Genomic DNA, 13,630 nt, shown 5'->3' on the forward strand with positions numbered 1-13,630 from the left:
TCACCGCGCCTCACCGGTCTCGGTGTTCCAGTCCTCCGGGTGGGGGTAGTACTTCGGGTCCACCAGACCGACCCGCTTCGCCTGGTCCTGGACCTCCGCCACCATCCGGCCGTCCGGCTGATGACGTATGAGGAGCAGCGGCGCCGGATCGCCGGATGCCTTCTCCCGCAGGTGTACGAGGGGAACGGGGTCCTTGGGGTCCAGCCGGCGCACCGGCACGAGCGTGGCCGCCATCTCGCCGTCGGTGTACCCGACCGTCCCCACATCCACCGAGCGCGCCATGTGCTCCGCCCGTCCCTGGTTGGCCCCGCTCTCCAGAAGCAGCAGGCTGCGCATGGACTTCACATTCGGGCACCGGAGAATTGTCCGCACGCCGGTACTGGGCTGCGCCGACGGACCGTACTGGGCGTAGACGAAGCGTTGTTCACCGGTCAGTTCCTCCGGCAACTCGTAGAGCGTGCCGACCAGCTTGCCTTCACGACGCTCCCACTGGACATAGTGCGTGACGTCCCCGACCTCGCTGTAGGTGTCTTCGCGGCGTTCCCAGGCGGCTCGGGTGACGTGGGCCAGCATCTGCCCGGTCTTGTCGTCGTCGCCCAAGCGGAGGTGCGATTCGAGGGGAGGGGCGGGCGGGCGGCCCTGCCCGGTCTCCTGACGCGGATCCGACCGTGGCTGCGAAGTCTGCTGCGGCTGCGGCTTCTCCTCCTGCCGCTTCGGCTCAGGCTGCTTCGGCTGCGACGCCGGACCGGACTGGCCACTCCCGCCGTACGGCCTCGGCTCCCGCTTGGCCGGAGGTACCCAGTCCGACTCCGGCCCCTGCGACTTCGGTTGCGACGCCGAACCGGACTGTTTGGACTCCGCGTACCGCCTCGGCTCACGCTCCAACGGAGGTACCCAGTCCGACTCCGGCCCCTGCCCCGACTTCCGCTGGGGGTTCGCCTCCTGCCCACGACCGGACGGCTCCGTGCGACGCGTCGACCTCGGCTTCGCTTCCGTGCTCTCCGGCTCCTCGTGGAGGGGGCCACCGGTGAACCGCGACGCCGACCCGGACTGGCCACTCCCGCCATACGGCCTCGGCTCCCGCTTGGCCGGAGGTACCCAGTCCGACTCCGACCCCTGCCCCGACCTCGGCTGGGGGTTCGCCTCCCGCCCACGGCCGGACGGCTCGGCGCGACGCCTCGGCTCCGGCCGGTGCTCGGGCCGCTCCGTCTCCGGCGCGGTCCTCCCGCTCCGCCGCTGCGGCGTCGGCTTCGTCCGGCGGTCCTGCTGCTCCGTGGCACGCCGGGGCGACGGTTCGCTCCCCAGGTCCTCGAAGCGGGACTCACCGGTCGAGTCAGCCGGAGTGGTCCCGGTGGGCTGCCGCTGAGGGCCGACGTGGGCGGCGACCGCCGGCATGGATCCCACCTCCCTGAGCTCTCGCAGTTCGTACAGACCGTCGCGGTCCCTCTTGACCGTGCGGCTGATGACCTCAAGGGCCGTCGTACGGGGGTAGACGGCCTGCGCCAGTTGAGGACTGCTCGCGGCAAAGGAGATGTCCGGCGCGCTTGTCCGTAGGACCCGGTTCAGCGTCCGGTGGCGCCCTCGGCGCGCGGGCTTCGCCCCCGCCAGGGTGCTCGGGTCGAGGGTGAGCTGGTGCGCCTCAGGCAGCCGGAGCAGCTCCGGCCCTGGCTCCAGCACGTCTCCTTGACTCCGGAGTTCACCGCGCTCTGCCGAGAGGAAGTAGCCGTCCTTGCCGGACGGCGGCAGGCGGTCCAGGCCGTCGGCGAGCATGCCCAGGTGTTCGGGGATCTCTTCCACGAGGCGTTGGGCCGTGTCCCCGTCGATCAGGTCGAGCAGTCGCCTCTCGTACCGGCTGATGTCGCCCACCGCCTCCCAGCGGCGCGCGGTCACCAGTTTGCCGAGCGTCTCCCTGAACCCCTTGTCCCGCGTCAGCAGCGACGGGAAGTCGGTGCGACCTTCGTCCAGCAGACGGTCGACCATGGCGTGCAGAGCGTCCAGCAGCCCCTCGGCTTCCAGCCGACCGGGTCGGGTCCCCAGCTCCAATATCTCTCGGTCGGGGCCGCTGAACAGGTACATCGCCGTGACGTGCGCCGGCCGCACAAGGTTCAACGGGTCGCCGTCGTGGCTCGCCTTCCAGTCGTTCAGGGCGGCGATCCGGCGCGCGCCGGCCACCTTCGGGTCCTTGCTCCTGAGGCCGTCCCAGAAACCCGTGGGCACCCTCACGCCGCCGGCGACCTCGGAGGTGAGCCAGAGGGACCGCTCGAAGTAGCGGGCTTCCTGTGGGGTGCGGTAGTAGACCGGACTGCGGCCGGCGTCCCTGCCCGCGGGGGCGAAGTACCGGTCCGCCCAGTGGTACAGGTGAGCCCCTTCACCGCGCAGGACGCTCTCGTCGGCCGGAGCGGTCAGATCCCCAGCGGCCCGGAACCACGCGGCCGTCAGGTCATGCAGCGAGTAGAGGTCGAGCATCGTCGCGAGAACCGCCTCCCACCACTTCTTGAGCCCGGTGAGGTCGGGGCCGGCCAGCGCGCGGTACTCCCGCAGCAGCAGCTCCGGCAGCTCGACGCTCTCCCGCAGCGTGCGGAGTCCGCGGTCCTCGTAGACCGCAAGCCGCTTCGGGCCCGGCGGCAGCCGGTCGAAGTCCCTCATCCGCCGCCTGGGTTCGACGGCCGCGAAGAACTCGCCCACGAGTTTCTGGGTGGTCAGCGACGGCTGCGGGGGCTTCTTCGTGGCGAGTTGCACGGCGTACCGGGCGGCGGCCAGTGTCTCGGGGCCTTCCAGCGCCTTCTGGAGCTTCGACTCGTATTCCTCGGCCAGCTCCATCCACCGCTCGACCTCGGTCTTGTCGCCGTCTCCGTATGCGGCGGCGAACCGGGCCTGCCGCTGAGCCGGCGAGGGGGCCACCGGCAGATCGGCCCTCTGGTCACGGGGCCCGAAGACTGCCAGCCGCGGATGGGGGGCGAGCGGGTGCTCACGCAGCAGGGCCAGCTCTGTCTCCTTGATCCTGATTCCGGCCCGCAGCGCCGCATGCGCCGCGGGGTCCATCGGGCGCCGCACCGAGAGCGGTGCGGTGGACCCGACAGCGCTGTGCGCGCTCGCGTCGGCGAGTTGCTGTGCCACCGGGTCGGCGCCGTCGCGGTCCTTGCCCGTGCCGCCGCCGAGCAGGACGACCGGCAGGTCCTTCGGCGCGCCCGCCGCGTCCATCAAACGCCGCACATGGCGTCCTGCCTCGTAAGGGCTGGCGTTCTTCGGACCGTACGGAGTCGGCATCGCCAAGGCGCTGCCGTCCACGAATCGGGCGTCCAGCAGGCCGAAGGCCGCCGGCTTCCAGGGCAGCGGGGCGCGCTCGCCCAGCTCGGGCATCTCGGCGCCGCTGTTGAAGACGGTCGGCCTTCGCGTACGGGTGCCGTCGTCCCAGAGGCTCCAGATCCGCGAATGCGTCAGTCCAGCCAGATCCTGGTGCTCCTCGTCCGTCCCGATCCGTTCCCTGGCGCTGAGGAAGCCCACTCCCAGCGGGCGGCCTTCGACGGTGATGGGCGTGCTGAGGATCTCCGGCCCCCAGTGGCGGGACGGCGACCGGTCGACGGGCCGGAGCGTGACGACGGCCATACGCCGCCTGCTGAGCTGGTCGATGGCGTACGTGATGTCCACCACCTCGACCAGGCCCGGCCTGGAGGTCAGCACGGCGCCCTCCCCAGAGACCCGCGCCGCGGGGCCGATGCTGTGGAACTCCGAGTTCTCCATCTGCCAGAGCACGCGGTGGTGGCCTTCGAGCATCTCCTTGGCCGTCGGGGACGAGTCGAGAGCGGCCTGCCAGGACGCCGTCGCCTTCTCCAGGGGCAACCGCTGGAACCGCTTCACCGGCCCGTAGGTCTCCGGCTCCTCCAGCGAGCCGGGCTCCTGCGTCCACCAACCCACCCAGCCGCGCCGCTTCGGCATCATCGCGACCGCCTCGGCCGCCAGTTCGGCGTAGCCGGTCAGCTCCGCGGCGATCTTGTCGATGACGGCGTCGGCGCGGGCCTCCAGCCGCACGATGTCGCGCTCGGGGCTGGGCCTCCCCCCGGAGCGCACCCCCGTGTGCCGCTCCCTGTCGCGTCGGTCGCTCTCCGCCAGGGACCCCACGGCCTTGATCTCCCCGTGGAACTCCCGGATCAGATCGGCGAACTCCGGGTCGCCCTGGAGCAGCAGCGGGTACTGGCTCATGTCATCGCGCTCGTACGCCTGGCGGGCGAGGTCACGGGCGACCCTCCGCAGCTCAGGAAGGCCCGGGTCGTCGTGGGCGGAGAGAGCCGGCCCGGCGAGCCGCTGCGCGAGCAGCGCGCGGTCCTGGCCGGTGGCGAGGAACAGCCCCACCAGGTACCCCGGCCGGAGGTTGGACAGCGGCCAGCCGCCCCCGTGTTCCGCCAGGAAGTCCAGCATGTCCGTCCGGCGTGCCCGTGCCCGCGGACCGACGAGGGGCTTGCCGGTGCTCTGTGCGGGCCGGTCGGGCAGAGCGAGCAGCTTCGCGATGTCCCCCACGGCCTCCAGCACGGCGGGCGCGAGCAGCCCCGGCGCCCCCGCGTACCACTGCTCGTGCGGCAGCCGAAGGTCGTTCCAACTGGTCGTGCCGGGTCCGAAGGCTTTCCGCAGCGCGGGCTTTTCGGCCAGGTCCCGCGGGGCGAAGGCGTTGTACGCCCAGGCATGCGTCCGCGCGGCGTCCATCGGCTGGTTCGGTACGCCCGGCACCTTCGCCGTGGCCGCGGCCTGCATGACTTCGGCCAGGCTGTGGCGGCCGAGCTCGGACCCGAGCACCGCTTGGAAGAAGGCGAACGGGTTGCCGCCTTCCACCGGCAGCCCCATGCGGAACCGGAGCAGCCACTGGGCCGTCACGGCCCGTCCGCGCGAGGAGAACTGGGCCCCGTACCGCTGCCCGAGTTCGACTGCTTCCCTCGGCTGGTACGGCTCCTCCCTGCCTGGCCGCCCCGACAGGCCGGCGGGCCGCAGCTCCGGCTTGTGCGTCCACAGCTTGCCCAGTACGTCCGGGTAGCGCGGGTGGCCGTACGCGGCCTGGATCAGCGCGTCCATCCGCTTGTCGAAGGAGACGGACGACCTCGGGTCGGTGAGCCTGGCCAGCTCGTCCGTCGCGAACTTGTCGAGGGTGGGGTCGTCGAAGAACAGGCCGGCCTCGGGATCCCTGCCCTCCACACTGATTCTGGTGTCGACGAAGAGCCTGGCCGCCCACGCGTCGCTGTCGACGCTCTCCGTCCTGATGAAGGCCGGCAGCTCCTGTGCGTAGAGCCGGTGCAGGGCGGCGATGGTCGACGCCACCTCCTTGTGGACGACGGGGTCCGCGGCCAGCACCTGGCCGAGCGCGTCCTCGAAGCGTTGGCTCAGCCTGTTGTACCGCTCCTCGCGGTGGAGGCCGGGGAAGCGTGCTCGTACACCCTCCGCGCCAGTGGCGGGGTTCACGGGCTCCACCTCGTCGGCGAGCGGGCTGTTCCAGTACTCGTCCCGCGGGTAGTGCGCCGGCGGCACGGAACCCTCGGCCACCTGAGCCTCGACCGGTATCGGTCCTGAGCCGCGCGGCACGAACCTTTCCCACCGGGTGGGGCGACCGTAGACGTCCTCCCCCAGGTGGAGCCGGTCCGGTTCGCCCTCGCCCGCGTGGAACCCCTCCGACATCTCCACGTCGTTGGGCACGGCTGCGAAACGGCCCTCGGGCCGGAACAACTCCATGTTGTAGGTGTCGGACAGCCGCTGCAGCGACGGCGCGGACCTGGCCAGGGATGACCGCGTGGAGCAGGGGAGCAGGGCGGCCGACGTGCGGCCCTTGCGCGCCGCGCGTGCCACGAACTCCTCGACCACGCGGCGCGGCACCCCCCCGTGAGTGCTGAGGAGGGCGGTTCCCGCGCCGAAGGGCAGCTCGTACTGGACCGCGGTCGGGTTCCCTGCCTGGTCCCGCTCCCACCCCGAGTACTCGCCGAGGAGGTGCGTGCGGGAGAGCACCCCGGCGCGCAGGTCGTGGTCGGGCTTGGTGTGATAGGTGGTGCCGGTCCAGCCGCCGCCGAGACCGAACCAGCCGCTGCCCTTGGCGTTGATCTCCCGCGCCACCAGGTCCTGGCCCGGCTCCGGCCGCGGCGCCTCGGTCGCCTCCGGGTCGCTCAGCCGCACGTACTCGTAGACCTGGCCAGTGGCCGTGTCGCGGACCACCTGGCGCAGCACGACGTCCAGCATCCGGTCGTCGGCGTACTGGGCCCTGTGCTCACCGGGGGCGCCGGACATCTTGTGCACCGAGGTGCGGACCACGTGGTACAGCACCGCATGGTCCGGGGTGCCACCGAAGTTGACCGGGCCCACGGGCACGGTGGGGGTGTCCAGCCTCACCTGGTGGGAGCCGGGGACCCACACCTCGTACAGGGCGCCCTGCGGCGCCTGACCCGCGGTCCTGGGTGGCGGCAGCGCACCCGGCAGCCGTCCGTGCCACCAGGCGTCCGCGGTGACAGGCTCTTCCGTCTCCCGGTCCCCCCGCTGGGCGGCGCGCAGCCGCTCAAGCGGCGTGGCTCCGTCGCGGGGCTGGAAGGTGAGCAGCCTCGGTTCCGGCTCCTCCTCGTCGCGCAGCAGGCTGATCCGTGTCGGCTTCCCGCCGCCCGCGGCCTTGGGGCCGATGAAGGTGGGCGAGGCGATCGTGACGCGCAGGCTCCCGTCGGCCTCCCCCTGCGCCAGCGGGGGCACGCCCTTCCCACGCTCCCTGGCCGCGTTGCAGGAGACCTGCTGGACCAGCGCGTCGAGGGCGAATCCGTGGCCGGGGAGCAGCCGCTTCAGGTAGTGGCCGTCCACCGCGCCGGTGGTGAAGATGCGTCCGTTGCGCGTGGGCACGGCGACGAAGCCCTCGTTGCCGTGGGTGACGCGCACGACCCGCCGATGGTTGTCGGGGAGTGTCTGCACGTCGCTCTCCTCCGCTCCGCCCTCCAGGTCGTCGCGGGAGACGGATGTGGCGGACGCGGCCTGCGCCCAGGTGACTCCGGCCTGGGGCAGCGAGTCCATGGACCCGACGGAGGACACCACGAGCCACTTCTGGGCGGGGTCTGCCAGCACGCGCGTGACGATCGGGCGGTCCCAGCCTTCCTCCGCGAGTGGTTCTTCCACTTCCTCGGCCAGCACGTGGAGGAACGGCATACCGGTCGAACCGTCCACGGCCGGCCTGACGTCGCGTGCCACGGCGACGGCGCCGCGCGGGTAGGTCAGGCGGTCCAGCACGAACGGGTCGTTGCGCGCGCCGTTCGCCTCCGCGATGTCCACCAGTACGGGCACATCGATCTTCTGCTTCGCGAGCCCGACGGTCTGGTGAACGGCAGCCTCGCGGTAGGAGGTGGCGGAGCCCTGCCCTGGCTGGGGCAGCCCTGGCAGGGCGAACCGCTGGCCCACCCGTGGGGCGCGTTTCATCCGCAGGCCCTGCCACAGGGGTGCGTGCCAGGACGGGAGGACTTCCAGCCCCTCGGCGGCCATCTCCGCGTCGTCGCCCACCAGCCGCTCGCCGCTCTTCAACCCCACCAGGGCCACCAGGTGCGCCGGGCGCAGGTTGTGCGCCAGCAGGCTCGTCGAGTGATGCCAGTCGAGCCAGCTCCGGAGTGCGTGCTCGTCGTCCATGGCGGCGTACTCCGCGTCATGCAGGGTGGCCCTGGCCATGTACGCGTAGTGATACGGGAACTCCCACAGCCTGGTGTCCAGTGCCATCCGGTCGTCCTCGCTCAGGCGCGGCGCGTGCATGCCGAGCCGTTCACGGGGGTCGAAGTAGCCGTCGGCCCAGGGGATGAGACGGTCGGCGGAGACGTCCTCCACCGCCGGCTCGACCTCGGGCTCCATGACACCGACCCGCTGGGCCTCGGCGAGCGCCTCTGCCAGCGAGTGACCGCCCGGCGTCGTCAGCTCCACGGCGATCAGCGCCTCGCGCATGGCGAGCGGCTGCGCGTCGGGAAGCCCCAGCGCGCGCTGCGCTTCGAGCAGCCAGCCGACCTCCACGGCGTGGCCCCTGCCCGACAGCCGGTGCCCGAGCTGTTCACCCAGGAACGCCTCGGTGACTTCGTCATGGGGCTGTGCGGCCGGACGGCGGGGAAGGATCAGGCCGGCGGAGCGCACCTGCGGGTCGGAGCCGGCCCCTTCGACGGCACGCTCCAACGCCCGCACGATGAAGCGCAGTTCGGCGTTGGGCCTGAACAGGTAGGCCAGACCGTCGCCGGGTCGGCTCGCACCGGTGGGCAGGAACGCCGCCGCGGCGGCGTCGGGCCCGATGATGTCAGCCAGCTTCCCCCGCAGACCCTCGATGGTGGCCTGCACCTCACGCGTCAGCCGCGGGTCGGCGGTCAACGCCTCACCGAAGGCCTGCTCGAAGTCGACGGCGGCCTTCCTGGCCTCGGCCACGAGGGAGGGGAATCGCGGTTCGTAGGTGGCGGCCCTTTCGTCCTCCAGGCCGTTCCAGTCCCCGGAGTCGGGGTACTCCGCCGACTGGGTACCGGACCAGGGAAGCCGCGCGGTCGGCGTGACCTTCGGCCCCGGCTCGCCGGGACGGTAGGTCCACCACTCCGCGTGCTCGTGCGTTTTGACGCCGTCCCGTGTCGAGATCTTGCCGACGAGCTGGTGGAACACCAGGCCGGTGTCGTCGGCGAGCCGCTGCAGCCATGCCATCGTCGCTGTCGCCTGATCGAGCCTGACGCAGGCGAGGATCGTCACCTCTTTGAAGTTGGCGGCGACCGTCTTCGCGGCATGGTTCTCCAGGGCCTTCCTGGGCGGCGCACCGTGGCCGACCCAGAATGTCCCGTCACTCGCCGGCATCTCCCACTCGGAGACGGCGAGCAGACCATCACCCTGCTCCTCATAACCGACATAGCTCGCGATCTGCCTCAGCCGGCCCAGCGTGCCGGCCTGCCCGGGCAGTTCGGGCTCGCTGAAGTAGGACGTGCCACTCCAGTTGCCCTTGGAGTCCCAGGTGTCCCGCGGGATCGCGCCGGCCCGCCGGTCAAGGCCGTGCGGGACGGTGGTGGGGCCCACCGCGCGCGGCGCGGGCTCCACCGGCTCGGACTCGGTCAGCGTCAACTCGGTGAACCAGTCGCCCTCGCCGCGCCCCGCCACCGGCAGGATGGTCTCCACCGGGTAGCGGACCCGCGTGGTGCCCGGCACCTGGGGAGCGGTGGAATCCGACACGGCCAGGAGCACCGGGTGGCGCCCGTCCTGTCCCTTCCCCCACAGTCCGCGCAGGGTCTCGACCGCCGCCGCGCGGTCCAGCGTCGCCGGCTGGTACTCCGGCACCGCGATCTCGTGCCACTCGTCCCCGGGCCTGCCGGGCAGCAGCGTCGGAATCCAGACCGTCGCGTCCACCGGGGGCAGCAGGCTCAGCGCCTCCGCGCTCATTCCGCGATCCAGCGGCGTGGCCGACTCCACGTCGTCCAGCGCGTCGACCCGGTGCAGGGCCACCGCGTGGCCCGCGCCCAGCCCGCCGCGCCGCCGCGCGTCGAGGCCCTTGGCCTCGTCCGCCACCGCGTGGGCCGCCTCGTACGCCACCTCGTGCGGCAGCCGCAGCCGTTTCCTGAGCCCTGCGCCGACCGCTGACGCCAGCGGCCTGAACAGCTCGTTCGCACCCAGGTACAGCTCGGCGGCGTCACCGGAGGTCGCGGTCCTGTACCGCACGTCGTGGTAGCCCGACGTGTCGCCCAACTCGTCCTGCGCGCCGCGCAGCTTCGCATAGAGGGAGTCCGGCAGGCCGGCGACAGCGGCCTCAAGGAACCGCCCCAGATCCGCCACGGTGGCGTCCGTCAACTCGCGGTACTTCCGCAGCAGGGTGCCGAGCAGCGGCGCCACCCCGGCGCCGCCGGGAATGCCACGCTCGCGCAGCCACGTCCGGTGTTCCGGCGTGTCGGCCGACGGCGTGGTGAACTCGGGCAGCGGCTCGGGGTGCGTGACGGCGACAGCGAAGACCCTCAGGAGGTCCCGCACGCCGACGCCGGAAACCGGCTCAGCCCAGCGCGCGGCCTCGCTCCGGATCGCCTCCGCGCTCGTCTCCTTCAGCCCGAGCGCCCCGGCGACGGCGTCCCGCCACGCTGCGTCGTCGGCCGGCCCGGCGACCGCCGCCAGTAGCGCCTGGCCCGCGGTGCCCCGCACCGCGGGCCGCTGCGCCAACGCCTCCCCGAGCGCACGCTCGTAGTCCTCGGCCGCCGCCTGGAACTCAGGGGTGCCGTACAGCCCCCGCAGCAACGGGGCCCACTGGGCGGTGTCACCCAGCGCGCGACGCAGTTCGGCCGCGACGGTGGCCCGGCCCCTGGGCCGTGCGTTCCTCATGGCCGGCGGCGGACCGCCGGGGTCGACGACGAGTCCCAGAGGGTTCGCGTCCCGGAAGAAAGCCGCCGAGACATTGGGAGCGTGGCTTTCGAGGAGCACGCGATCCGCGAGCGTCTGCGTCAGTGACGCACGACCGTCCGGGCGCTCGGCCGCCGCGGCACACGAGATGACCGCCAGCTCGCCCCACTTCGGGGTCGTCTTCGCGTACGCCATCTCCTGAAGGAGGTGGTGCCCGAGTCCTCGCCCGTCCTTGGCCAGGGAGCCATGGCGCCCCCTGGCGCGGAAGAAGCGCCCGTTGCTGTGGCCGTTGTACGCCAGCGTCTCTTCCAGGTTCCACCGCGTACGGACGCGCAGGCCGGCGGAGTTGGCCCGTCCGTCGATCAGCCAGTGGTGCGTGGCGTGCCGGAACAGCCCGTCCGTGCGGCGCCAGTTCTTCGACCACCAGTCGTGGGTGTCGTCGCTGGCGTACCCGACCACGTCGGCACTGTCGGGGTCCGTGATGGCGCGGAAGGTGACCTCCCGCTCCCACACCGCGTCGGGCAACGGCCTGAGGTCCTCCGTCGCGACCACGTGCTCATACCCACGGCCGCCCCGCAGGTGCACCCCGAAGCGGACGTCGCGCACGGTCAGGTCGCGCTGCTCGCCACTGAGCACCGTCCCGTCCGCGGGGCTCGCCTCGAACGGCGAGGTGTCCCGCCCGGTGGTGTTCACCACCTCGACCAGCCGCGGGTGCGTCAGCGCGGTCGGGCGCATGGACTCGAACGCCGAGTCCCTGCGCTGCGTTCCCGGTTCCCTTGCCGCGATGGTGAGCGGGCTTCCCACGGTCGCGGTCCCCGCACCGCGCAACGGCCCCTGGATGTCGAGGACGCCGAACTCCATCGGGCTGAGCGGCAGCATCGCCAGGGTCTCGTCCAGCATCGACAGGTGCGAGCGGATCTGCCGGCCCAGCACCGGCGCCAGCTCGGCCGCACGGCGCAGCAGCTCCTCCAGGCTCGCGCCGGAGTCGGCGAGCCCGGCGAACTCCTCGTCGTTGCGCAGAAGTGGCGGGTAGGGGCGGAGCTCGGGCGCGGCGTGCGCCGCACGCACCAGCCCGTCGAGCCGCTGCCCCAGCAGCTCCAGCGACTGGGGATCGTCCCGCGTGAACCGCGGGTCGAGCAGCGGGCTGTTGTCACGACGGGTGCGCAGCGAAAGATAATGCGCGTCCTGGAGGTTCTCCCGCAGGATGTCCTGGGCGCCGTGGAGCGCGAGCCACCGCACGTACGACTCACGGTGTTCCCGCGCGTACGCATGGTCCGCCAGAAGATCCTCGGGCTTGTCCCGCCACGCGTTCCACGCGTACACCAGACGGTGGGTCGGGTCGAGGGCGTACCGCGTGTGCAGAGGGAGCGTCGCGAACGCCTCCTGCTGACCGGGTCCGTAGACCGCGTCCAGCCAGGAGTGGAACCCGGCCACGTCGACGACCGACAGGTCCTTGTCGATGTCGTCGCTGAGCCCCTCGTCCTGCGCCACCCGCATGGTCTCGTAGGCCGAGTTGAGCTTGCGGCCCCCGTTCTCGTCCTGGCTGTCCGCCGCGGCCCTGTCCTTGAGGTTGCGGGCCAGCATCGCGTCACGGGAGAGTCGCAGCTCGCGCTCGGTGGCCCCCAGCGCCCGTGCGATCCGCAACTGCCGCTCGGTGTGCACGTCCGGGCCGTGGGTGAGTGGCAGGCCACGCCGCCCGTTGAGTTCCGCGCGCTCCTCGCGCGTCCACGACCGCTCCAGCGGCGGCCGGGCCGGGATGGCGTGCTCGTTCAGCTCCGGCCTGTCCTGCCAGAGCCTGGCCAGGGTGTACGGCGAGTCGGTGTTGGCGTAGGCGGCGTCCTCGAAGGCGCGCACCAGCCGCTGGACCGTGTCGTCGGCGAGGCTCGTCCTGAGCAGCTCCTCCAGCACCTCGTGGGGCGGCTTGCCGCCCTCGGCCCGGATGCCGAAGGCACTGGCCGCGTTCTCCTTCGAACCGAGGTGCTCGCTCAGGTACGGGAAAAGGAGACTGACCAGATGCCACGCTCCTCTGGCGGCCGTCCGGGTCTTGGCCAGCAGCTCGCCCAGGGCGTCCTCGTACTTCTGGGCGAACTCCGCGAACTCGGGGTCGGTGTAGAGATCCGGATAGAGCGGCGGGTTGGCGTCGCCCGACGTGGCCGGGGCGCTTTGCGTGACCGGGACGACCGACTCGGCCTGGTCGGCCGGGGCGGCGGCCAGGTCCTGCTCAAGGCCGGTGGTCTCAAGGCCGGTGGTCTCCTGTACGGGGGTGGAGTTCCAGAGCTCCGGTGCCGGATAGTAGACGTCCTCCTGCCAACGGTCGGCGGGGAATTCGCGCGGGTACAGCTCCGTCCTGTCGGTGTCCGGGTCGTACATCCACATGGACAGCGGGGCGCCGGTGCCGGTGTGCTCCAGGACGTGGAAGCCCCTGTCCGTGGTCGCGGACCCTCCCGCCAGCATCAGCACCTTCATGCGATGCCCGCGTCCGACCGCGGCGAGCTCCCGCGGTGCCACGCGGCTCTCCACCCCGCACGCGTGGACCAGGAGGATGTCGGCCTTCCGCGGCAGCCTCGCGCCGTGTGAGGCCGCGAGGTCCATGCGCCACGCCAGGGCCGGGTCGTTGTGTCCGAGCAGGTGGTAGACCGTGCCCGCCGGCATCGAAACGCTCTGGCTGAAGTGTCGCCCGTCCAGGGCCCTGTACCAGAAGCGGAGACGCAAGCGCTCTTCCAGATACCGCGTCATCGGCTCGTGCAGCGCGCGGTCGCGCCCGTTGTGCCAGCCCTCACCGAGCCGCGTCCCGCCATCGCGCGAGACCACGTCCCGCCGGACAGTACGGTCGTTGTCCCACGCCTTCGTGCGCGCCACTCCCGCGCCGCGCTCGTAGGTGGTCAGGAACCTCTGCCGGGCCCCGGACACCACCTCCGACGCCGCCTCACCGGTCGCGAGCTCCTGCCCCGGCAGGTACATCGCCTGGGGCAGGCCTTCGTCGAACAGGCCGGTGATGTCGCGCGCCGAAGCGCGGTCCACCCGGTACAGGAGCGGTACGGACGCCGGAGAACCGTGCCGGTCCTGGGTCGCCCGGTGGTGCGCCAGCGCGTCCTGGGCGGTGTAGAACACCCGTTGGCTCCGCTGCTGGGCGAAGCGCCTGCCACCCATCTCACCGGCCGGCGCGACCCACATCACCGTCCTGTTCACGGGCGGGAGCAGCGCGTAGGCCCGCGCGGCGAGCTCCCGCACCACCTTGGATGCCTCGCTCTCGTCGTCCGCAGCGAACCCCCGCACCCACTGCAGGGCTTCGGCGTGCGTCGTGCCC

Annotated in this window: 1 protein-coding gene (only partly in view); it reads right to left on the bottom strand. The window is 72.1% G+C overall.

Features of this window, described 5'->3' with window-relative positions; translation table 11 throughout:
• Nucleotides 1–13,630, bottom strand: the end of a protein-coding gene (locus OG285_RS09510) for a toxin glutamine deamidase domain-containing protein (RefSeq protein ID WP_371793490.1). Its footprint extends 41,405 nt past the window's final position; the window shows 13,630 of its 55,035 coding nt (coding positions 41,406–55,035); its start codon lies off the right edge, out of view; its stop codon occupies nt 1–3.

The organism is Streptomyces sp. NBC_01471, assembly GCF_041438865.1.
Lineage (GTDB): Bacteria > Actinomycetota > Actinomycetes > Streptomycetales > Streptomycetaceae > Streptomyces.